The 20,839-nt window shown below is 36.2% G+C and carries 22 protein-coding genes; 6 read left to right on the top strand and 16 right to left on the bottom strand.

What is annotated here, in order from left to right; translation table 11 throughout:
- Nucleotides 1–5 precede the first annotated feature (5 nt).
- The 9 genes from KW2_RS00960 to KW2_RS00920 form a co-directional block, all read right to left on the bottom strand.
- Complete coding sequence (locus tag KW2_RS00960) at nt 6–815, bottom strand: ABC transporter permease (protein ID WP_011834296.1); 810 nt, start codon at nt 813–815, stop codon at nt 6–8.
- The gene (locus KW2_RS00955; protein WP_021036597.1) at nt 812–1,753 is read right to left on the bottom strand and encodes a glycosyltransferase family 2 protein; all 942 of its coding nucleotides are present in this window, start codon (nt 1,751–1,753) and stop codon (nt 812–814) included. The genes KW2_RS00960 and KW2_RS00955 overlap by 4 nt, the downstream gene beginning before the upstream one ends.
- Nucleotides 1,743–2,951 (bottom strand): beta 1-4 rhamnosyltransferase Cps2T, encoded by a 1,209-nt coding sequence (gene cps2T, locus KW2_RS00950; RefSeq protein WP_021036596.1) that lies wholly within the window; start codon nt 2,949–2,951, stop codon nt 1,743–1,745. Before cps2T ends, KW2_RS00955 begins: the two co-directional genes overlap by 11 nt.
- A 162-nt stretch (nt 2,952–3,113) precedes the next feature.
- The gene (gene rfbD, locus KW2_RS00945; protein WP_011834293.1) at nt 3,114–4,013 is read right to left on the bottom strand and encodes a dTDP-4-dehydrorhamnose reductase; all 900 of its coding nucleotides are present in this window, start codon (nt 4,011–4,013) and stop codon (nt 3,114–3,116) included.
- Nucleotides 4,014–4,200: 187 nt separating this feature from the next.
- Complete coding sequence (rfbB, locus tag KW2_RS00940; protein ID WP_021036595.1) at nt 4,201–5,253, bottom strand: dTDP-glucose 4,6-dehydratase; 1,053 nt, start codon at nt 5,251–5,253, stop codon at nt 4,201–4,203.
- Between the two features lie 39 nt (nt 5,254–5,292).
- Nucleotides 5,293–5,547 carry a hypothetical protein gene (locus KW2_RS00935; protein ID WP_021036594.1) on the bottom strand — a complete coding sequence of 85 codons (255 nt, stop codon included), beginning with the start codon at nt 5,545–5,547 and terminating at the stop codon, nt 5,293–5,295.
- On the bottom strand, nt 5,547–6,140 hold the full coding sequence (locus KW2_RS00930) for a dTDP-4-dehydrorhamnose 3,5-epimerase family protein (protein ID WP_011834290.1): 594 nt from the start codon (nt 6,138–6,140) through the stop codon (nt 5,547–5,549). Before KW2_RS00930 ends, KW2_RS00935 begins: the two co-directional genes overlap by 1 nt.
- The gene (gene rfbA / locus KW2_RS00925) at nt 6,140–7,009 is read right to left on the bottom strand and encodes a glucose-1-phosphate thymidylyltransferase RfbA (protein ID WP_011834289.1); all 870 of its coding nucleotides are present in this window, start codon (nt 7,007–7,009) and stop codon (nt 6,140–6,142) included. The genes KW2_RS00930 and rfbA overlap by 1 nt, the downstream gene beginning before the upstream one ends.
- Nucleotides 7,010–7,204: 195 nt before the next feature.
- Nucleotides 7,205–7,864, bottom strand: a complete 660-nt coding sequence (locus KW2_RS00920; RefSeq protein ID WP_011675249.1) for a DUF1129 domain-containing protein — start codon at nt 7,862–7,864, stop codon at nt 7,205–7,207.
- Between the two features lie 136 nt (nt 7,865–8,000).
- On the opposite strand from KW2_RS00920, the gene rpmB reads away from it, so the two are divergent.
- The 3 genes from rpmB to KW2_RS00905 all read left to right on the top strand — a co-directional run bounded on the left by rpmB (nt 8,001) and on the right by KW2_RS00905 (nt 10,500).
- Nucleotides 8,001–8,195 carry a 50S ribosomal protein L28 gene (rpmB, locus tag KW2_RS00915; protein ID WP_003129776.1) on the top strand — a complete coding sequence of 65 codons (195 nt, stop codon included), beginning with the start codon at nt 8,001–8,003 and terminating at the stop codon, nt 8,193–8,195.
- 278 nt (nt 8,196–8,473) lie between these two features.
- Nucleotides 8,474–8,836 (top strand): Asp23/Gls24 family envelope stress response protein, encoded by a 363-nt coding sequence (locus KW2_RS00910; RefSeq protein ID WP_041167504.1) that lies wholly within the window; start codon nt 8,474–8,476, stop codon nt 8,834–8,836.
- Nucleotides 8,836–10,500, top strand: coding sequence for a DAK2 domain-containing protein (locus KW2_RS00905; RefSeq protein ID WP_011834287.1), 1,665 nt, complete (start codon nt 8,836–8,838; stop codon nt 10,498–10,500). The genes KW2_RS00910 and KW2_RS00905 overlap by 1 nt, the downstream gene beginning before the upstream one ends.
- A 127-nt stretch (nt 10,501–10,627) precedes the next feature.
- On the opposite strand, the gene msrB is transcribed toward KW2_RS00905, so the two are convergent.
- Nucleotides 10,628–11,056: a peptide-methionine (R)-S-oxide reductase MsrB gene (gene msrB / locus KW2_RS00900; protein ID WP_021036593.1), complete on the bottom strand. Its 429-nt coding sequence runs from the start codon at nt 11,054–11,056 to the stop codon at nt 10,628–10,630.
- A gap of 330 nt (nt 11,057–11,386) precedes the next feature.
- On the opposite strand from msrB, the gene KW2_RS00895 reads away from it, so the two are divergent.
- The 3 genes from KW2_RS00895 to KW2_RS00885 all read left to right on the top strand — a co-directional run bounded on the left by KW2_RS00895 (nt 11,387) and on the right by KW2_RS00885 (nt 14,210).
- Nucleotides 11,387–11,845 (top strand): ferrous iron transport protein A, encoded by a 459-nt coding sequence (locus KW2_RS00895; protein ID WP_014571905.1) that lies wholly within the window; start codon nt 11,387–11,389, stop codon nt 11,843–11,845.
- Nucleotides 11,846–11,947: 102 nt separating this feature from the next.
- A complete protein-coding gene (gene feoB / locus KW2_RS00890) occupies nt 11,948–14,023 on the top strand; it encodes a ferrous iron transport protein B (RefSeq protein ID WP_021036592.1) in 2,076 nt (691 codons plus the stop codon).
- Nucleotides 14,010–14,210: a hypothetical protein gene (locus KW2_RS00885; protein ID WP_021036591.1), complete on the top strand. Its 201-nt coding sequence runs from the start codon at nt 14,010–14,012 to the stop codon at nt 14,208–14,210. The genes feoB and KW2_RS00885 overlap by 14 nt, the downstream gene beginning before the upstream one ends.
- A gap of 59 nt (nt 14,211–14,269) precedes the next feature.
- Here KW2_RS00885 and KW2_RS00880 read toward each other — a convergent pair whose 3' ends face one another.
- From KW2_RS00880 to KW2_RS00855, 6 genes are all read right to left on the bottom strand, one after another.
- Complete coding sequence (locus KW2_RS00880; protein WP_021036590.1) at nt 14,270–15,175, bottom strand: prenyltransferase; 906 nt, start codon at nt 15,173–15,175, stop codon at nt 14,270–14,272.
- Nucleotides 15,176–15,371: 196 nt separating this feature from the next.
- Nucleotides 15,372–16,352: a polyprenyl synthetase family protein gene (locus tag KW2_RS00875; RefSeq protein ID WP_011675241.1), complete on the bottom strand. Its 981-nt coding sequence runs from the start codon at nt 16,350–16,352 to the stop codon at nt 15,372–15,374.
- Nucleotides 16,353–16,502: 150 nt separating this feature from the next.
- Complete coding sequence (locus tag KW2_RS00870; RefSeq protein ID WP_011834281.1) at nt 16,503–17,114, bottom strand: nitroreductase family protein; 612 nt, start codon at nt 17,112–17,114, stop codon at nt 16,503–16,505.
- Nucleotides 17,115–17,361: 247 nt separating this feature from the next.
- Nucleotides 17,362–18,459 carry a dual-specificity RNA methyltransferase RlmN gene (gene rlmN, locus KW2_RS00865; RefSeq protein ID WP_011675239.1) on the bottom strand — a complete coding sequence of 366 codons (1,098 nt, stop codon included), beginning with the start codon at nt 18,457–18,459 and terminating at the stop codon, nt 17,362–17,364.
- Between the two features lie 191 nt (nt 18,460–18,650).
- Entirely contained in the window at nt 18,651–19,418 is a 768-nt protein-coding gene (locus KW2_RS00860) for a YutD family protein (protein ID WP_021036588.1), read from the bottom strand.
- A 14-nt stretch (nt 19,419–19,432) separates the two neighbouring features.
- On the bottom strand, nt 19,433–20,773 hold the full coding sequence (locus KW2_RS00855; protein ID WP_011834278.1) for a bifunctional metallophosphatase/5'-nucleotidase: 1,341 nt from the start codon (nt 20,771–20,773) through the stop codon (nt 19,433–19,435).
- Nucleotides 20,774–20,839: the final 66 nt, after the last annotated feature.

The raw sequence follows: 20,839 nt of genomic DNA, 5'->3' as shown, positions 1-20,839 counted from the left end.
TTAAATTAAATAACTTCTGCAAACTTCTTAGAGTTTTTAGTAAATATCCAAAGTCCTAATCCAAAAACAAGAACAGGAAGGATATAAGGAATAATAATTACAAAAGGATTATCCCACATTTGCCATAGCGTTGGATTGGCATTGTTACTAAAAGTCAAAATATAGCGCATATCTTGAACGATTTGAGCCATTGGATTAAGCATCAATATTTTAGCAATTTCAAGATGTGAAGTTGAGATTTGTGTTACTGGATAGATGATTGGCGTTCCATAGAATGCTGCTTGCATCACTACTTCCCAGATTGGACCTAAGTCACGGAAATAAACAAATAGTGTTGAAAGAATAAAAGCAATTCCCATTGTAAAGAGGGTTAACTCAAAAAGGAGAGGCACTGCAAAAATTACAGTCCAACTCATGTGCACGCCATTGATGAGAGCAAAGATAATAACAACAACTAAAGAAATCATCAAATTAATGAATGCATTTGCCACAACAGAAAAGATAAGTACGGGTTTAGAAAAGTTGACTTTTCGTAACAAGTCCCCGCGACTAACAATTGAGAGCATCCCCATGTTTGTTGCTTCACTGAAAAAGTTCCAGATTGTAATCCCGAGTAAGAGGGCGACTGCAAAGTGAGGGATTGCTTCCCCAAAACGCATAAATCGTACAAAGACGAGATAGAGAATCAAGAAGAGCAGGATAGGTTTGAGGATAGACCATAAGTAACCTATAACACTTCCTTGGTAACGAAGTTTAAAGTCAGTTTTAATTAACTCTTTAAGTAGAATTTGATTTCTACGGCTGAAGAAATTCATTTATTTTTTCCTTTGTATGCAAATTTTGTGATGATAAGTGTGCGAAAAATACTTGTATGATAGTTTTTGTTTTTACGCAAATCATATCGGTCAAGAATCTGACGACGCTCAGCTTTTGATTGATTTAAAATATTGACATAGTCTGTCACTAACGCCTTGTCTGTTTCAGACAGAGTTGACAGATTTTCTGTCAGTAATTTTTGAGCTTGTTTTTGACTTGCTGTAATAAGCCACCAATATTTTTCAAACCATAAGTTAGGGTGTATCCATTTTCTTATGCGCTTTGCAAGAGTCCTTGCTCCCAGAACATTTGAATCATGCTGACGATAAAGGTGAGTGGGTTGGTCAATATAAACCAGTTCTCCAAGTGCTGCTGCCACTATCGCTAGATACCAATCATGCATGATAATATCATTTGTTGTTTGCCAGAGTTTCGCAAGTTCATGATTAATCATACTCGCACCACCGGTGACCGTATTTTCTGTCAGTTCTTGGACAAGGCTTGTATTGGCATGGTCAGATTGGCTACGAATCATTGATTCTGATGTGACATTTAAATCTTTATCCGTCACTTTCAAATCTGTGTAATACATGACTGGAATTGTATTATCGTGCTTCTTAGCTTCTTCTAACATTATTGTCAGTTTTTCTGGCAACCAATAATCATCTTGGTCAGCAAAAAAATAGAAATCAGCATCATTATTATTTATTACGAGTTCATGAAAAGATTTAATGACCCCAACATTTTCCGCTCGAATCAGTTTGATTCGGCTGTCATTATTAATAAAGTTTTCAATAATTTCGCAAGTTCCATCTTTTGAACCGTCATCACGAATTATTAAATTCCAATCAGTATATGTTTGTTTTTGAATACTCTCAATCTGCTCAGCGACGAACTTTTCGCCGTTGTAGGTTGACATTAATATATTAACTCTCATCTCCGCCTCTGGCTAGGTTCTCCATTTTCGTTTCAGACTCAGTCTTATCGGTAGAATTAGGAAAGAAAAGTTCCTCGTATTGGTCACAAATGTGTTCCCATGTATATTTTTCTTCGATGATTTCATGAGCTTTGTTTTGTAATCTTTGTCGTTCATCTCCTGTCAAATTTTCAACTTCCGACAGAGTGGTCAGTAAATTTTCTTTATCAAAATAAATGACAGAATCACCCGCTGTTGTTCGGTTAAAATTCACTCCCAAAACAACATTGACAGCTGTTGACCACATGGCCTCAAGCAATCCAGGGTTTGTCCCCCCAACTTCATGACCGTGTAAATAAGCAAATGCTTGTTCACGTATATATCTTAATTCATTTTGGTCATAGACCGTTCCGACAAATTTAATACGGGAATCTTTATCAAATTGTGTTTTTTCACGTAATTCTTCAAAGTAGGCATTTCCTTCATGATTTGTAATAATCACAAGGTCACGCGTCGTTTTGCTTTGCATGAAAGCTTTGATCAAAGTTTCATAATTATTTTCTGGCACAAAACGCCCAACAATCAGATAATAATCATTAACTCTATATTTTACCAGAGTTTCCGATTCTGTCAAATCTGACTTGAATTTTTCTGTCCCATAAGCAATTACTTCAGACTTAACTTGCCCGTATTCGCTAGTGAGATATTCTTTAATTCCTGTGTTATCCGAAATAATCAAATCCGCATAACGCACCATTTTTTTCTCAGCAAATTTCAGATAAGAACGCACTGGGGCCGCCCATTTTGTTCTTTTCCACTCTAATCCGTCAGGGTTAACGAACAATTTCCCACCAAGTTTGTGAATTTTCTTGGCATAATGTCCAATAAAACCACCTGCCGTATTTCCAAGAATATAAAAAATTGGTGCTTCAATTTTTTCTTTTTTACAATATTTAAGCGCCGCATTAATAGCTAAAATATCATAAGCAATCACGCGAGCTGGTCCAATTTTGGGTACCTTAATAACAAAACAGTCTGCTCCAAGATAATCAAAATGTTCACCAGGTAGTGCCATGTCTGAATTCTCACTTTGACAAGCTACATGATATTTTATATTTTTATTATTTTGATGTTTGACGAGTTCTTCAACAAATGTCTCAAACCCTCCATATTTCGCTGGTAAGCCACGACTCCCAATGATAAAAACGTGTTTTTTCATGTTTTTCCTTTTATCCCACTGACTTTTTTAGATTATCAATAAATCTTTTTTGATTCAGTGGTTTTTATTTAGCCTCTCAAAATGAGAATTCTGTCAGTACTGACGAGCTTGTGCAGGTCGCTGACAGAATTTTCAATTACTTTATATTTAATGACAAAGTCATTATTTTTTACTAATCTCGCCTTTTAGGCCATCTTTATTTTCACGTAAATCGCCTTTTTCAAGCATACTTGCTAAAGCATCTTGCCATGTAGGAATGACAAAACCTGTCGCTTTTGCTTTTTCAAGACTCATTGTTGAATTAAATGGACGTTTGGCTTTTGCTGGGAATTTACTAGAATCTACAGGCTTAACAAGCACATCCGTATCTTTCAAAATTTCTTTGGCAAAATCAAACCAAGTTACGTCTTCGCCAGGTGCAGCATCATTTGTTAAATGATAAAAACCAAAGTCAGCTTTTTCATTAACTAAATAAACCATAAATTCAGCAAGCGTACGTGTCCATGTTGGACGACCATGTTGGTCATTAACAACGGTCAATTCAGGAAAACGAGTCGCCAAATTTTGCATTGTAAAGACAAAGTTTGGCCCATATGAACCAAAAACCCAAGCAGTACGAACGATATAATGTTTTACACCAGAGGCAACAACAGCTTCTTCACCAAGGTGTTTTGTCCGTCCATATTCAGATTCAGGCGCTTTTGGTGCATCAACTGGCCATTCTTGACCAATTGGCAAAGTCCCACCAAAAACATAGTCTGTTGAAATATAAACCAATGTTGCACCTACGCGTGCAGCTGCTTCGGCCACATTTTTTGTGCCATCGACATTGATTTTTTCATCAAGCTCGCGACCTTCATCTTCGGCTTTATCAACAGCTGTATAAGCTGCGCAGTGATAAACAAGTTCAGGTTTGTTTTTGTCAAAGAATGTATCAACCGCAACTTTATCAGTGATATCAAGTTCTTTGGCATCTGTTGCTGTATAAGCCATGCCACGTTCGTCAAGTAAATGACGCAACTCTGTTCCAAGCTGACCATTTCCACCTGTTATTAAAATCATACATTCTCCAATTCTTATTTTTACTGACTGAAAGAAATTCATTATTCAAATCTACTGACAAACCTGTCAGCAACCTTTGGACTATGTGACTCTTTTTCCTCATGAGATGACCTTCACTAATTTTGTAGTCTACAGACATCTTAGGATTTCATCAGCAAATTTTGGGCACTCTAATTAGAATAAATTTTTATTTATCCAAAACCTTTTGTGTTTCAGCATATTTTGCTTCAACAGCATCTTTTTCGGCTTTCCACCAGTTTTCGTTTTCGCGATACCAGTCGATTGTTGCTTGCAAACCAGATTCAAAGTCAGTATGTTTTGGAGTCCAACCAAGTTCTGTACGTAATTTGCTATTGTCAATCGCATAACGAAGGTCATGACCAGCACGGTCAGTTACGCGGTCGTAATCGTCCTTATCTTTGCCCATACGAGTCAAGATATCTTCAAGCACTTCTTTGTTATTTTTTTCGCCATCAGCACCAATAAGGTAAGTTTCACCCATCTGACCTTTAGTCAAAATTGCCCAAACACCTGATGAATGGTCTTCTGTATGAATCCAGTCACGCACATTTTTACCATCACCATAAAGTTTTGGTTTAATTCCTGAAAGAATGTTAGTAATTTGACGAGGAATAAATTTTTCGATGTGTTGAAAAGGCCCGTAGTTATTTGAACAGTTTGAAATCGTTGCTTTAAGACCAAATGAACGTACCCAAGCACGAACAATTAAATCAGAAGCCGCTTTTGTTGAAGAATAAGGGCTTGATGGATTGTAAGGTGTTTTGTCAGTAAATTTTTCACCTTCCCCTTCACCATGACCTGGCAAATCTTCACGATAAGGTAAATCACCATAAACTTCGTCAGTAGAAACATGGTGGAAACGTAAATCGTATTTACGAGCCGCTTGAATCAAAGTATAAGTTCCGATAAAGTTAGTTTGGATAAATTCATCTTGAGACTTAAGTGAATTATCATTATGAGATTCAGCCGCATAGTGAACAATTGCATCCGCTTTAGAAGCCACTTGATCAACAATTTCAGGGTCTGCAATGTCACCCACCACAAGTTCGACACGTCCGCTGTCAAACAACATATTAATGTTGTTGACATTCCCTGCATAAGTTAATTTATCCAACACTGTGATATGCACATCTGGATGATTGTTATAAACATAGTGTACAAAGTTTGAGCCAATAAATCCCGCTCCACCTGTCACAACGATATTTTTAAATTCAGTCATGTTATTTCCTTTTTGATAATTTATAAGCAAGCTTTGCAATTAATCCACTCGATACTCTCTTACAAATTTTGCCTTTGGCACAGCCTTTAAATACTTCCCATTGAAGACCAAATAATCCCCAAGAGGAACCGTCATTTTAAGTAAACCACCTACATTTTGAATTGAAAGTGATTTACTATTCCAACGGAAACCTCCGTCAGTAAAGGCTTGATTAGCCCAAATTGGTCTGTCATTGTCTTTTTCAACTTGCCAAAATTCTAAACGCTTTTTAGTTCGTAAATGTAAAGCAAACATTAGAGTTCATCAGCCTTTAAAGGTTTTACATCTTTTAACATTGGATGATTTTTATCTGCTTCAGAAACTTCAGCATTTTCAACATCTTCCCACTTGATTCCCAATGTTGGGTCAGCGTAGTTTACAAAAGCATATTTAGGTTTAAGTTCAAGTGCCCAGTAATCATTAACCAGATAGCTATAAGAAACTGTATCAGATAAAACTTGGAAACCATTAGCCACGCCGCGTGGAACGAAAATTCCTTTACTTGCATCAATGACTGTTTGGTAAACATGACCAAAATTTTCGCCTTCGCGTAAATCAACCCATGCACCCAAAACAGAGCCACCATCAGCAACAGAAATATATTTATCCCAAGGTTCGGCATGAAGCCCACGCAAAACATTTTTACGAGAGAAACTTACATTATTTTGCAATTTTTCTTCAGCAAAAAAACTTTCTGGGAAACCAAGAGGCATCATTTTTTCTTTTTGAAAATTTTCTTTAAACCAACCACGATTATCACCATGAACCGGAATATCAAATTCTAACATTCCTGGAATTTGACTAATTTCTCGGCTAGCAAGTGTTTTTCCGAAAAAATTCTCAGTCATTATTTATCTCCAATCAAACGAAGCAAATATTGTCCGTATTCATTTTTCTTAAGCGGTTGTGCCAAAGTACGAACATCCTCTTCTGTGATATAACCCATGCGATAAGCAATTTCTTCCAAGTTTGCCACTTGCATATTTTGCATCCGTTGAACTGTTTCAATATATTGTGCAGCTTCAAGAAGAGATTCGTGTGTTCCTGTATCCAACCAAGCAAAACCACGTCCCATCAATTCAACTGACAAATCGCCACGTTCAAGATAGGCTTTATTCACATCAGTAATTTCAAGTTCACCACGAGGTGAAGGTTCAATACTTTTTGCGATTTCAATAACATCGTTATCATAGAAATACAAACCAGTAACCGCATAATTTGATTTAGGTTCTTCTGGTTTTTCTTCAATAGAAACAGCATTCATATCTTTATCAAATTCAACAACACCAAAACGTTCTGGATCTGGAACATGATATCCAAAAACAGTTGCACCTTTTTCTTTTGCAGCTGCATTTTGAAGCATTTTAGACATGCCAGGACCGTGATAAATGTTATCTCCCAAAATCAGCGCAACTGAATCATCACCGATAAAGTCTTCTCCAATAATAAAGGCTTGAGCCAATCCATCTGGTGAAGGTTGAACAGCATATTGAAGATTGATACCAAATTCTGAACCATCTTGCAAGAGCTCTTTAAAACGTGGCGTATCTGTTGGTGTCGAAATAATCAAAATATCTTTAATTCCAGCCAACATCAAAGTTGACAATGGATAATAAATCATTGGTTTATCATAAATAGGCATCAGTTGTTTTGACGCAGCACGTGTCAGTGGGTAAAGTCTTGTTCCAGACCCTCCCGCTAAAATAATCCCTTTCATGAAAGGACCTCCATAATCATAATTAATCAATATACATTATAACACAAAAACTTTCTCAATACACAACCTTCTATGGTCATTTAGCGGTTAAAAGGTTGATAAATAAGCGTTTCTAAGTCTTTTATTAAACAATAATGACAAGATTTTACCTATATAAATAAGAAAAGTCTCTAAATAAATAGAGACTGGCGTATCTTATCTTCTTGGTTGAGCTACCAAAGCCGATTGGATATTAAATTGACGTTTCAAGAGCCAACGTACTCCGAAAGCTACAGCCCCAACAATAACCAAGGCTACTGCAGGAAGTTGTAAATTGATTGAAGTTGGTATAAGTCCAGAGAAAATCGTTACTGCAATCCAAAGGAGTACTGAAAGAGTCGTTGCTGCAAAACCTTTCCAGTTCCAACTTCTACGGCTGTTGTCAGCTTTAGGACGGTAAAAGTAACGATACATCATGTACATCACAAGTCCAGCAACTGCAGCTGAAAGAATTGTTGTAATCAATCCATAAACCGGTGCTTTAGAAGTAATAAGTGCGGTTACTCCATTTAAAAGAGAAATAAATCCTAAGAAGAGTAAGCTACTATCAAGCCACATCAAAACTGGATTTTCATTTTTTTCACTGACAGGTCTGTCAGCGACTTTAGGTTGATATTGAGAAACAAATTCAGTCGGTGCACCCAATAACTTACGAGCAATAATTCCTGATTTTTGACCTTCAATAATCTGTGGAAGAATATCATTCAAAATTTCTTTTACTTCTTCATCTGATTTTCCAACCAAAATCAACTGTTTCGTTACCGAATGAATGTATTCTTTATTTTTAGCAGTGAGTTCTTCGATTAAATTTTCCATAACCTCATTTTATCAGAAAGCCCGAAAAAAAACAGCAAAAAATGGACAAAAGCTTGATTTTTTTATTTGAAAAATGTTATAATCAACAAGTATGTTGTTTTTAAGCACATAAAAATTCTAATGGGAGGTAAATATAATGTCTAAAGAATGTTATTTTACTGGTCGTAAGACTGTTTCAAGTAACAACCGTTCACACGCGATGAACCAAACTAAACGTGTAGTTAAACCAAATCTTCAAAAAGTTACAATTCTTGAAAACGGTGAACTCAAAACTGTCTGGGCTTCAGCTAAAGCTTTGAAGAAATTGCCAGCAGGCGTAGAACGCGTATAATTTTTGTTTTTTGCAAAACACAAAAATATCCTGTCATCTGACGGGGTTTTTTATTTACTGACAGCTTTATCATTAAATAAAATCGTCACTACTAAATTCTGTCAGCGCTGACAAATGATAAATTTCAAAAAGCAGTTCATAAGAGCTGTTTTATTTTATAAAAGTATGATAAAATGAGTAATGATATTTAAATAATATGGAGGAAAGTGCCGTTTGTCAGTCAATTTTTCTTTATTTACAAGTTTTGTAAATAAATTGACGACGGTACAGCTATGAAAATGAGTGTTATTATCAACAACCAACATGGGAATGTCGATATTGCTACCGAAGTCATTGCAACAGTTGTAGGTGCTTCTACAACTGAAATTTTTGGCGTTGTCGGTATGACCAGCAAATCTGCTGTTAAAGATAATGTACGCAGCGTTTTGCGTCAAGAAAATTACTCTAAAGGAGTTGTAGTTACAACGGCTGACAATGAAACTTCTATTGATGTTTATGTTGTCATTTCTTATGGTGTAAAAATCAGCGAAGTTGCAAAAAATATTCAAGAACGTGTTCGCTTCAATCTCGAAAATCAACTTGGCATCACAGCCAGTAGCGTAAACGTCTATGTACAAAATGTGAAGGTGGTTGAGGATTAGTGTCAAATATCAATTCAAGTAAATTTCAAGAAATGGTTCAAGCAGCGGCAAGCCGCTTGAATGAACAAGCCGAATACGTTAACTCGCTTAATGTTTTCCCTGTTCCAGATGGAGACACGGGAACAAACATGGGCATGACCATTACTAACGGTGCCAAAGATGTCGCTTCTAAACCAGCTGAAACTGTTGGTGAAGTTGCTCAAATTCTTTCAAAAGGACTTCTTATGGGGGCTCGCGGGAATTCTGGTGTTATTTTAAGCCAACTTTTCCGTGGATTTGCTCAATATGTTAAAGATTATGAAGAAATTGACGGAATTCATCTTGCAGCTGCTCTTCAAAACGGGGTAGAAGTGGCCTACAAAGCCGTTATGAAACCTGTTGAAGGTACAATTTTAACCGTTTCTCGTGGGGCTGCTGAATTAGCAAAACGTAAAACTGACGAAACTGATGATGCTGTGGAAATTATGGAAGCAGCACTTGAAGGAGCCAAAAAAGCATTAGCAATGACTCCTGATATGCTTCCTGTTCTTAAAGAAGTTGGGGTTGTTGACTCTGGTGGTCAAGGTCTCGTTTATATTTACGAAGGCTTTTTGATGGCACTTAATGGTGAATTCGTACCAGAAACACCTGTTGCCGAACTTGGGGCAATGGACCGAATGGTCAATGTTGAACACGAAAGTGTCGCCAACGCTTCAACAGCAGATATTAAATATGGTTACTGTACAGAAATCATGGTTGAGTTAGGCAAAGGTCCAACTTCCCGTGAAAGTTATGACCATGATAACTTCCAAACTTATCTTGCAGGAATTGGGAATTCACTTCTTGTTGTTGATGATGAGGAAGTCGTTAAAGTCCATGTCCACACTGAAGATCCTGGTTTAGTCATGCAAGAAGGCCTTAAATACGGACGTCTTGTAAAAGTCAAAGTCGATAACATGCGTCTCCAAAACGAAGGCGTGGCTGAAAAAGAAGCGAAATCATCAAATGTTTCAACTTCTACTTCTAAAAAAGACTGGGGCTTGATTGCTATCGCTGCTGGTGAAGGTTTGGCTGATATTTTCCGTGAAATGGGTGTTAATCACGTTGTTTCAGGTGGTCAAACAATGAATCCATCAACCGAAGATATCTTGACTGCCATTGAAGCTGTTAATGCAGAAAAAGTAATCATTTTACCAAATAATAAAAACATCTTCATGGCCGCAAAATCTGCTGCCGAAGTTGCTGAAATTCCTGTTGAAGTGATTGAATCTGCAACAGTTCCTCAAGGATTTACAGCATTGTTGAGTTTTGACCCAACACGTTCAATTGAAGAAAATAAAGCGGCCATGACTAGTGCCCTTTCAGATGTTCAATCTGGTTCGGTTACAACAGCAATCCGTGATACAAATGTCGATGGCATTGAAATTCATAAAAAAGATACACTTGGAATGTTGAATAACAAAATTGTTGTGTCAACTAGAAAAATGAATGATGCTATCTTTGCTGTCTTCGATCAAATGATTGATGAAGATAGTGAGATTGTAGCAATTTATATTGGTGAAGAAGGCAAAAAAGCCAATGCTGAAAAAATTGCGAAAGAGCTTGAGAAAAAATATCCTGAGATTGAAGTTGAAATCCATGATGGAAAACAACCTGTCTATCCATATCTCTTCTCAGTTGAGTAAAATATAAAATAACAAAAATTCTGATGTCAAACATCAGAATTTTTCTTTTGCTTATAAAAAGTTACTGACAAAATACTTTTCATTGTTTTGAGTTTCTGTCAGTAACTTTTTTATTTAATCAGCGGAATTATGAAAAATATTTTATATAATCTCCGTATCCTTCTGATTCTAATTGGTCAAAGGGGATAAAACGCAAAGCTGCAGAATTGATACAGTAACGTAAGCCCCCTTTATCTAAAGGTCCATCAGTAAAAACGTGACCCAAGTGGCTGTCAGCATTACTAGAACGAACTTCTGTACGCTCCATAAAAAGAGATTTATCTCGTTTTTCTTTGACCACTTTTTTGTCAATTGGTTGTGTAAAGGCCGGCCAGCCACACCCAGATTGATATTTATCAAGACTTGTAAACAGTGGTTCTCCACTGACAACATCAACATACAAGCCTTTTTCAAAGAAATCATCAAACTCATTAGTGAAGGGAGCTTCTGTCCCATTTTCTTGAGTAACACGATAAGCAAGTGGACTCAATTTCTTTTTAAGTTCTTCTTTTTTCATTAACTTTCCTTTCTTGTAAGTGATTATTGATTGTCAACCCTTTTGACATTGGTGTAAACTAAGTTGACAAATAGTTTACACTGCTGAGTTTTCAGCGCAATCAAACCCTATAAAAATCAAAATCACTCTTTGAGTAAGCTACATAATATCAAAAAAAGAGTCTTATTTCCATTGAAATCACTTACAAATCCATCCTTCTTTCCTTTTTTAAACTCTAAAATATAATGTTACTTTTCAGAAAATTATTGTATCGTACTTTAAATTTTGATATAATCATAAATGTAAAATGTACTTGACATTTTCTGTAATCATTTGATCCCAGGAGGTAAAATGAAAACTCTTAACAATACCCATATTGGGCAAATTTACTATATTCATAAAGTTATTGGCAAAAATCAAAGTAAATTACGTGATTTAGGCCTGATATCCGATAAAAAAATTACACTTATTTCTACTGATGGTGAAAATTCAATCATCAAAATTGACGAGATGCGTTTAGCATTAAGTTCTTCTTTTTTAGAACAAATTTTCGTTAAAGAAGAACGTTCTAGCGAAGAAATTATTGGCTTAGCTCATTTGCAAGTTGGCCAAACGGGTACTGTCCGTATGATAGACGCCACTTCTGATATACGCCGACGTTTAATGGACATGGGAATTACCCGAGGAACAAGCGTACATCTGCAAAAATTAGCCCCGCTTGGTGACCCACTTGAACTTCGACTTCGCGGATACTCTCTTTCTTTGAGAAAGACAGATGCCGAAAAAATCAAAGTTGTTCTCGAACAATAATCTTCAACTCAATCTATTTCACGTTAATTTTACTAAAAACATCTTTCTTTAAAGTACATCTTTAGTAAATGATAACAGCCCTTAATAAGAAATTACAATAATATGAAAATAATTGCTCTACTCGGAAATCCAAATAGTGGAAAAACTAGCATTTTTAATCTTTTAACTGGTTCCAATCAACAAGTAGGAAATTGGCCAGGCGTCACTGTTGAAAAAAAATCTGGAATCTACCGAAAAGATAAAAATGTTTGCATTCAAGATTTACCAGGTCTCTACTCCCTCTCTCCTTACTCGCTTGATGAGCAAGTTGCCAGAGATTTTTTAGTCAAAACCCCACCTGATGCTCTAATTAATATCGTTGATTCAACCAATCTGGAACGTTCTCTCTACTTAACTTTACAGTTGATGGAATTTGGAATTCCTATGGTACTCGCGCTCAACATGAGCGATTTATTAGAAAATCAGGGAAAGATAATTGACCTCGAAAAACTTTCTTATAGTCTTGGCATTCCTGTCATTTCAACCTCAGCTATTAAAAACAAAGGTTTAGATGAGGTCGTTAAAGCAGCACTCAGAAGTCCTGAGGTTCAACCTTTAGATTATGACCATCGTCTTGAAGGAGCCTTGTCAGAAATTAGCAAAGTCACTGGTTTCACAAATCGCTTTGAACAAATTAAAGTTTTTGAAGGAGACCAACTTTTACTGACAAAATTATCAGCAGAACAACTAGATGAAGTTGAGGAAATTGTCAGTATCACTGAAAAATTAATGACTGATGACCGAGAGTCCATTATTGTCAATGAACGCTATGACTTAATCGGTCACTTTGTTCAGCTTTCTGTCAGCCAAACTGAAACAGGAAAAGTCAATCTGACAGACCGAATCGACCAAATCATCACTCACAAATGGTTGGGACTTCCTATCTTTGTTTTTATCATGTGGCTAGTTTACTTTATTTCCATTCAAACTGTCGGAACAGCGGCAACTGATTGGCTTAATGATGTCTTTTTTGGCCAGTGGCTTCCTGACTTGATTGCCAATGGAATGAATGCTTTAGCGGTCACTCCTTGGGTTCAAGATTTAGTTTTGAATGGTGTAGTTGCAGGGATTGGTGCAATTTTAGGTTTCGTTCCTCAAATTTTTGTCCTCTTTTTACTTTTAGGAATCCTTGAAGATTCTGGATATATGGCTCGGGTGGCCTTTGTCATGGACCGTATCTTTAGAAGATTTGGGCTTTCGGGTAAGTCTTTTATACCGATGCTCATCGCTTCTGGTTGTGGTGTACCCGGAATTATGGCAACGAGAACCATTGAACAAGAACGGGACCGAAAAATTACGATTATGGTCACAACTTTCATGCCTTGTTCTGCAAAATTACCAATCATCGCCTTGGTTTCTGGTGCCTTCTTCCCCCATGCTTCTTGGGTCGCTCCAAGTGCTTATTTCCTAGGGATGTCCATGATTATTCTCTCTGGTATTATTTTGAAAAAAACGCGAATGTTTTCTGGAGATAGCTCAGCATTTATCATGGAACTTCCTACTTATCACTTACCTTATGCACTGACCGTTTTAAAATATGCTTTTGACCGTGCCTTTTCTTTTGTGAAGCGGGCCGGTACGATCATTTTTGCGATGAATGTTCTGATTTGGTTCACTTCTAATTATAATTGGACATTAGCCCATGTTGATGCCAGTCAATCTATTCTTGCTGATATTGGTAAAGTTGTTGCAGTTGTCTTTGCTCCACTTGGTTTTGGAGAATGGCGTGCAACAGTTGCGACGATTACGGGATTAATCGCTAAAGAAACGATTGTCGGAACAATGGGTGTGCTTTTCGCTCATAATTCCGGCGATAGTCATCAACTTTGGTCGGCTGTTCAAGCAACCTATACTCCTCTTTCTGCTTATTCTTTATTGGTTTTTAATCTTCTTTGTGCGCCTTGTGTCGCTGCAATTTCAACCATCTATAAAGAAATGGGAGATGTCCGATGGACTTTACGTGCCGTTGGTTTCCAAACATTAGTCGCTTATAGTATGAGTTTCATCATTTACCAATTAGGCAGTTTTTTCAGCTCACAAAACTTTGATGTCCTTAGTTTAGTTGCTCTACTTGTATTGTTGGTTGGTTTATATTTTATTTTCAGAAAAGGAAAGGATGTTTCCTATGAACTTAGCTAGTATCGTTATCTTGGCAATTATTCTCATCATTACTGGTTTTGCCATTTTTAAAACTGTTCGCAGCAAAGGGGCATGTGAAGACTGTAATGTTAACACTTGTCCAGTTAAAGGAGCCGCAGCTCTGCCCACGTCTAATCAAGCTTCAACAAATAAAAATACAGAGACAAAACATGACTGTTGTAATTAAGAGATAGCTTTTGTCAGCAATATAAAAAACTCCAAACATAATTATTGGAGTTTTTTTATTTAAAATCTAATCAAACTAATAAAGAGCAGCAAAACCTGAACCAGTTGGAAAACCATTAGAATTTTGACGGAACAGATAAAAGTTTCTCTTTTAACTTGTTTTTGAAGATAAGGCTTTGCAAATTTTATCATTAAAGGAACAATCAATAAAATCAAAAGCATTATCGGAGAAAGTAATTCTAAAATTACTGATACAATAATAGCGATAAAAGACAAAATTAAAGACAAAGTCCACCAAATGAGTGCTGCTTTTTTTCCAATATAATGTACGATTGTAAAACGATGATTGGCTTCATCTTCTTCTAAATCACAGGTGTTATTCGCTAACATGAGATTAGCGATAAGCAATGTATTGGGTAAAGCAATCAAGAAGGTAGTCGCAAGATTAGAAAATGACCAAACAAAGGCCTGTGAACTATTAATATATACACAAATGAGAAAGATGATATAACCCATTGTTAAGCCTGAGAGAAGCTCACCCACAGGAAGGGACGACAAAGGTTTTGGGCCTCCTGCATAAAAGATTCCAACAGCGTAACAAAGAAGACCTAGCCAAAAAACTGCCCAACCCGTCATCAATGCCACAATGATTCCTAATGCTAAACTTCCAAAAAAGAAAAAAGCAAGTAAAGCTTTAATTAAAGCCATTGACAGGTTTTCACGACCAATAATATTTGTATTTTTTTGATAATCATTGGTATCCACCGCGTTATGATAATCATTATAATTATCCCAAATATCAACAAAACAGTTAAACATAAACATGGCAACAAAATAAATACTTAATGCTAATAAATTCAGTGAATGGTAATGGTAAAGCGAGTACGAAAGGCCCAGCAGAAACGGAAAGACCGAAGCCGTTTTAGCTTTTAGTTCAATAAGTTCAGCGAATGTTTTAAAATTCATTATTTCCTCTTTTAATGTGATTTATCAACTTTTTTGATTGATAGTTGAACTTTGAATAAGTGATAAACATGGTTTCAAAGCCTCATTCTGTCATATTTTAATATAAAACTTTCTACAAAAAAACTAGATATTTTTATTCAAGCTTCGTCAGTTGACGACACTTATAATAATTAAAAAACCTATCGGTGACAGGCTTTTAATAATTTCGCTCTAATAAAATCTGTGTCGCTTCTTCTAAAATTTGACGGTTAGGTGATTCTGGTAATTTTTTAATTTCGTTCAAGGCAAGTTCTGTCAGCCTTCCTGCAACAAGAAGTGAACCCGTTATTCCACCTAATTCTGTCACCAATTCTGCTAAATCTAAACATTCTTGTCTCGATAGCTTTTCTGGTGCTTCTAGATATGGAGCGATTGCTGCTTCATTAACTTCTCTAGCCAAAAGCAAGGGTAAGGTGTAAATTCCTTGACGAAAATCAGTTAAAATTGGTTTATCGGCTTCATCAAGCCCTACAGTGAAATTTAAAATATCATCGTAAACTTGAAAAGCTAGACCAATCGCTCGACCAATTTTCCGTGCCGAATGCTGTAGTTTCTTGTCACCACCTGCAAAATAAACACCTTCTAGGCAACTTAAACTGAGTAATTCAGCAGTTTTCCCACTGATAGCTTTCATGTAGCGGCGAGCCGTATTGTTTTTATCAAATGCAGACTGCATTTGAGTTAACTCCCCTTGAAGAATTCTTTTCATTGACTGAGCATTTTTAGCAACAAAACTCGTCCCATTCATCGTTTCAATCAGTAACTCAAAATAAACGGTATAAACAAAATCACCAGCATAAACTGCCACATCTTTACCAAATTGCGATTCTACTGATGGCATTCCGCGACGTAGAGGTGAGTCATCAATAATATCATCATGAATCAATGTTGCTGAGTGAAGCATTTCTAAGGAAGCAGCAATTTTGATTAGTTTCTCCTCATCTTTTGAGCCATTAGGAACAATACCAGCGAACAGCAAAAAAAGCGCAGGACGCACCATTTTCCCGCCACGTGATGCAAATTTTTGCAGTGCTACTTCTATTTCTTGATTATTAATTTTTAAACGCTCAATCATGAGCGCTTGAACATCCTTTAATTTATTCTGAATTTCGGGATAATCCTGCCAAAATGTGAGCAATGTTTTTCTCTTTCCTCTCGATAATTCATTCATTTCTTTTGATAATTATTTATCAAATACTTTACTCTATTTTAGCAAAATAGACCAAATGTTGCGAACATAATGGCTTCTTTTCATAATCAAAAAAAGAAGTTCAGCTGAACCTCTTTTTTATCTGATTTCCATAATTTGACTTTGAGGAAGACGATAGCTTGGTTTTCCTTTGTCTTCTGAGTTTCCAAGTGGAATAATTAATTCTGGACGGTAGCGTTTTTCAACTTCTAAAAGTTCATTCACTTTTTGAGTACGATTAAAGCCCATGATGATATTACTTTCATATCCGTAATTTTTAATAGCCAAAACGAGATTCATTGTAACTAGACCAATATTGATTGAAAGGTAATTACTCTCATGAAGTTCTTCAAAACCTTCATACATTTGTGGATAGCGACTATTGAAACGCAAAAGTTGTTCATCGTCCAATTCACCAGCACCTACTCTTGCAATCTCCCGAGAACGCTCAACCAAATCTGTATCGCTGAAAAGGACAATGACCGCTCCTGCTTCTTTGATTTGTTCATGATTTCCAGGGTCTACTTCTGTCAGTAAAGCTTCACGTTTTTCTTTTGATTCAACAATGACAAAGTGCCAACTTTGAATATTGTGTGCTGAAGGTGCAAGGCTTGCCGCCGAGATGATTTGTTTAACATCAACTGTGGGAATTTTTTTTCCATCAAATGTTTTTACTTTGTGCCGAGATTTATTAAGCTTTACGTAATCCATGATACTCCTCTATTTCTCTTATAGGATGCAGCTGAATAGTCGCTATGAAATTGGTCTAAGCAATTTCTAAGTCTAGTAGAGCAGACACCTGTTTTCTTTTACTTGTCTATATTTTAGCAAATTTTTGTAACTTTTGCATAGCATATTTATTCATTGTTCTTATTTTTTATTAAAAATTAAGCTATTTCCGAAATATTTTACTGACAGAACTGTCAGCAAAAAAAACTGCTTGGTCAGCAGTTTTTTCTTAGGCTAATTTGGCCTTATTTTTCTTAATTTGTTTTGATCTTAATTGTCCACAAGCCGCATCAATATCTGTTCCATGTTCTTGACGAACGACACAGTTAATACCATTTTTCTTCAAAACATCATAGAATTTTGCAGTATTATCTTTTGTTGAACGTTCATACTTGATATGTTCAGCAACTGGATTATAAGGAATCAAGTTGACATAAGACAATTTATTACGGGGTTTAATTAAATCTGCCAGCTGTTGCGCGATTTCAGGGCTGTCATTTTCACCAGACAACATAATGTACTCATAAGTCACCCGTCGATTGGTCGTTTCTGTATAATAATCAATCGCCTCAAAGAGTTTTTCAAGAGGGGCATTACGAGTAATTCGCATCAATGAAGTACGCAATTCATTATTTGGAGCATGGAGTGAAATAGCTAGATTGATTTGAAGATTTTCATGAGCAAATTCTTTGATTTTTGCTGGCATAAATCCGCAAGTAGAAACAGTAATATGACGAGCACCGATAGCAAGTCCGTTATCATCATTAATCACACGTAAAAAGTTCATCAAATGTTCATAATTATCAAAGGGTTCACCAATTCCCATCACAACAACATGCGAAACACGTTCGTCTAAACCACGTTCATCAAAATACTTTTGTACAAGCATGATTTGACTAACGATTTCACCGGCTGTTACATCGCGTTCTTTTTTCAAAATACCAGAAGCACAGAAGGTACAGCCCATATTGCAGCCCACTTGAGTGGTGACACAGACAGACAAACCATAAGATTGGCGCATTAAAACTGTTTCAATCATCACTTTATCAGGAAGCATAAAGAGGTATTTAACTGTTCCGTCAGCAGACTCTTGCACAACCACTTGTTCCAATGGATTCAAAATGAAAGCTTCATTAAGTTTATCAATAAATACCGCTGATAAGTTGCTCATTTCTTCAAAAGATTGAACACGTTTGCGGTAAAGCCAATCCCAAACTTGTGTTGCTCGGAATTTCTTTTCACCATTTTCAATGGCCCATTCGATTAATTGATCACGTGTCAATCCATAGATAGACGGACGTGTTTCTGTTGTTATATTCTCTGTCATTATTTTCCTTATCGTTATGTAGAATTCTAATTGTGAACGATTTCATATCCCTTGAATACACAATCAAAACTACTTTATATTCGTCTAATTATTTTCAATTCCAAATGTTTAAGGAATCCATAAATGTTAATTCTACGATAATTTTTAATCTTTGACAAGTTCACTGACCGTCAAATAACTTTTACAAAGCTTTAGTCTTTCTTCCGATTACGAATAACAAAACCTTGATTTCCTTGGTTTTTAGGCTCTGTTTGTTCAACTTTTTTCCGTGGATTTCGTTTTTTCATTGTAAATTTTTTATCAGATTCTTTGGAAGAAGTAGCTTTTTTATTGACTGCTTTGTCAGCTCGTCCTTCTTGCGATTTCTTGCTGAGCGGCTTATTTATCTTTTTGTCAGTTGGTTTTGCTTTTCTGTCAGCAGATTTATCACGAATTTTAAAATCTTTCCGAGCTTCTGAGGCGTTTTCTGAACGTTTCTCATCTTTAGAATTCACAGTTTGCTCATCACGGGCTCGATTTCGATTACGATTTCTTTTGCGACGTGGCTTATCTAAACCTTGTTTTAATTCTTTTTCGGTAAAAAGTTTTTCAGAAACAAAGGCTTCGTCCCTTGTCCGAATTCGACGTAAGACAAAGTAAGCACAACCATAATTACAATACTCATTGATATAATCTTCAAGATGGTCAATTTTATTATCTGCTAACATTTTTTTGCGACTCGTTGAGAAAAAACCTTTTAAACGTAATTGTTCAAAGCCCCAATCTCCAACGATATAATCATATTTATCTAAAACATCAGAAAAACGTTGCTCCAATTTTTCCGCGTCAAAAGCCTCTCGATAATTATGAACAATGTGAAAAGTTCGTTTTCCAACTTGAACGACTTCTCCTGATGCCATAACATGTTCCCCAGGGTACTTGTTATAATTTAATTTAGTTTCATCTATTACTTTAGCCATTAATTTTTCTATTTCTATTTATTTTTAAAATATTCTGCTACAATTTCCCGTAAAAAATAGGGAAATAAAATTTCCGACTGACCTAATTTTTTCAGTAATGGGAAATACCAAGCAAATAGATATTGGTCAGGTAAAAGGATTTGATACTTTTGCTCATCATTAATTTTTTCGAGCGAATCATCCTTCGCACTTTTCAGGTAAAAGTCCCCATTGATTGGTTCAATTCCTTGAAAAATAAGTGAACCAAAAGTTTTTCCACGAAAACCCATTCCTTGAATTTTTTGAGTGGCTAAAAAAGCCGAAACATCAATAATTTCAAGTAAAACTTGCCGAAGTTCCTCACCAGTAAATGTGAAGCGAACCAAGCGGATTGAATGAGGTAAAAATTCATGTAAATCATCCAAAGTCAAACTTTGCGGTAATTCATCCGTCACTAATAGACCAGAATTTATCAGACAGAGTGCTGTCTTTTCATAATCGGCAAAAAGTTTTGCCAGATAATGACTTGCTGTAAAATCCGGAGATAGATTAGGCAAGGGTTTAGCTAACTTAGTAACTACTGTTCCTTCTAAAAGTTTATGTCCTCTTAGTTCCCAACCATTTGTTTCGACTATATCTGATCTTTTTTGTGGAAGTGTGTTGGTTGCGATTGCTTCAATCTGCGCATCAACTAATTGATTATTTTCATTAAAGGCCAAATCAATTTGTCCCACATACTCACCATAGCGACCAGCAGCAGCAAGCAAAGTTTGATTAACTTGAGCGCCATGCTCAAACAAATGATGCGTATGAGCTCCGATAATCAAGTCAATATCATAGTCTTTTGCAATTTGTTCATCGACATTCTTACCCAAATGAGAAAGCAAAATAGTAAAATCACAATCCATTTTGGGTAAAAGTTTATCTAATACAACAAAAGGGTCTAAAAGCTCCCAACCTGCTTGAGGATAAGCACGAGAGTAAGGAGCAGTCAAGCCAATCAAACCAACACGTAAGCCAAACGAAGTGGTCATTATCAAAGGCTCTGTTTGAGCAAAATCAGTTATCAAATTGGATAAGAGAACTGGAAAATTAGCCTCATCATAAAGATGGGAAAGCATCTCATGCGTCAATCCCAAACCCTCATTGTTGCCAATTGTTGCCGCTGTTAAATTTAAGCGATTCATCAATTCGACATTAATTTGCCCCTCTGTTGCCTCCGTCAAAGGGTGGACACGGTCCACATTATCACCCAAGTCAAAACGTAAACTTTCAACTTTTTCCTGTGATTTTTCCGCAAAAAAACGCTCAATCACAGGGAAACGTTCCAAGTGAGAGTGTAAATCATTCAAATGGAGGATACGCAGTTTATTCATAATACTATTATATCATAAGTAATAAGCTTTGAAAGCCTCCGTTCACAAAAATAAGAAGCGCGATTG

The sequence above is a fragment of the Lactococcus cremoris subsp. cremoris KW2 genome (genome assembly GCF_000468955.1).
Taxonomy (GTDB): Bacteria; Bacillota; Bacilli; order Lactobacillales; family Streptococcaceae; genus Lactococcus; species Lactococcus cremoris.
Note: the sequence above shows the minus strand (reverse complement) of the source record. Positions and strands in the feature narration are given on the sequence as shown.

Bases quoted from the DNA above. Each gene is read 5' to 3' on its own strand.
- KW2_RS00960 (WP_011834296.1), bottom strand. From the start codon at position 815: ATGAATTTCTTCAGCCGTAGAAATCAAATTCTACTTAAAGAGTTAATT.
- KW2_RS00955 (WP_021036597.1), bottom strand. From the start codon at position 1,753: ATGAGAGTTAATATATTAATGTCAACCTACAACGGCGAAAAGTTCGTC.
- cps2T (WP_021036596.1), bottom strand. From the start codon at position 2,951: ATGAAAAAACACGTTTTTATCATTGGGAGTCGTGGCTTACCAGCGAAA.
- rfbD (WP_011834293.1), bottom strand. From the start codon at position 4,013: ATGATTTTAATAACAGGTGGAAATGGTCAGCTTGGAACAGAGTTGCGT.
- rfbB (WP_021036595.1), bottom strand. From the start codon at position 5,253: ATGACTGAATTTAAAAATATCGTTGTGACAGGTGGAGCGGGATTTATT.
- KW2_RS00935 (WP_021036594.1), bottom strand. From the start codon at position 5,547: ATGTTTGCTTTACATTTACGAACTAAAAAGCGTTTAGAATTTTGGCAA.
- KW2_RS00930 (WP_011834290.1), bottom strand. From the start codon at position 6,140: ATGACTGAGAATTTTTTCGGAAAAACACTTGCTAGCCGAGAAATTAGT.
- rfbA (WP_011834289.1), bottom strand. From the start codon at position 7,009: ATGAAAGGGATTATTTTAGCGGGAGGGTCTGGAACAAGACTTTACCCA.
- KW2_RS00920 (WP_011675249.1), bottom strand. From the start codon at position 7,864: ATGGAAAATTTAATCGAAGAACTCACTGCTAAAAATAAAGAATACATT.
- rpmB (WP_003129776.1), top strand. From the start codon at position 8,001: ATGTCTAAAGAATGTTATTTTACTGGTCGTAAGACTGTTTCAAGTAAC.
- KW2_RS00910 (WP_041167504.1), top strand. From the start codon at position 8,474: ATGAGTGTTATTATCAACAACCAACATGGGAATGTCGATATTGCTACC.
- msrB (WP_021036593.1), bottom strand. From the start codon at position 11,056: ATGAAAAAAGAAGAACTTAAAAAGAAATTGAGTCCACTTGCTTATCGT.
- KW2_RS00895 (WP_014571905.1), top strand. From the start codon at position 11,387: ATGAAAACTCTTAACAATACCCATATTGGGCAAATTTACTATATTCAT.
- feoB (WP_021036592.1), top strand. From the start codon at position 11,948: ATGAAAATAATTGCTCTACTCGGAAATCCAAATAGTGGAAAAACTAGC.
- KW2_RS00885 (WP_021036591.1), top strand. From the start codon at position 14,010: ATGAACTTAGCTAGTATCGTTATCTTGGCAATTATTCTCATCATTACT.
- KW2_RS00880 (WP_021036590.1), bottom strand. From the start codon at position 15,175: ATGAATTTTAAAACATTCGCTGAACTTATTGAACTAAAAGCTAAAACG.
- KW2_RS00870 (WP_011834281.1), bottom strand. From the start codon at position 17,114: ATGGATTACGTAAAGCTTAATAAATCTCGGCACAAAGTAAAAACATTT.
- rlmN (WP_011675239.1), bottom strand. From the start codon at position 18,459: ATGACAGAGAATATAACAACAGAAACACGTCCGTCTATCTATGGATTG.
- KW2_RS00860 (WP_021036588.1), bottom strand. From the start codon at position 19,418: ATGGCTAAAGTAATAGATGAAACTAAATTAAATTATAACAAGTACCCT.
- KW2_RS00855 (WP_011834278.1), bottom strand. From the start codon at position 20,773: ATGAATAAACTGCGTATCCTCCATTTGAATGATTTACACTCTCACTTG.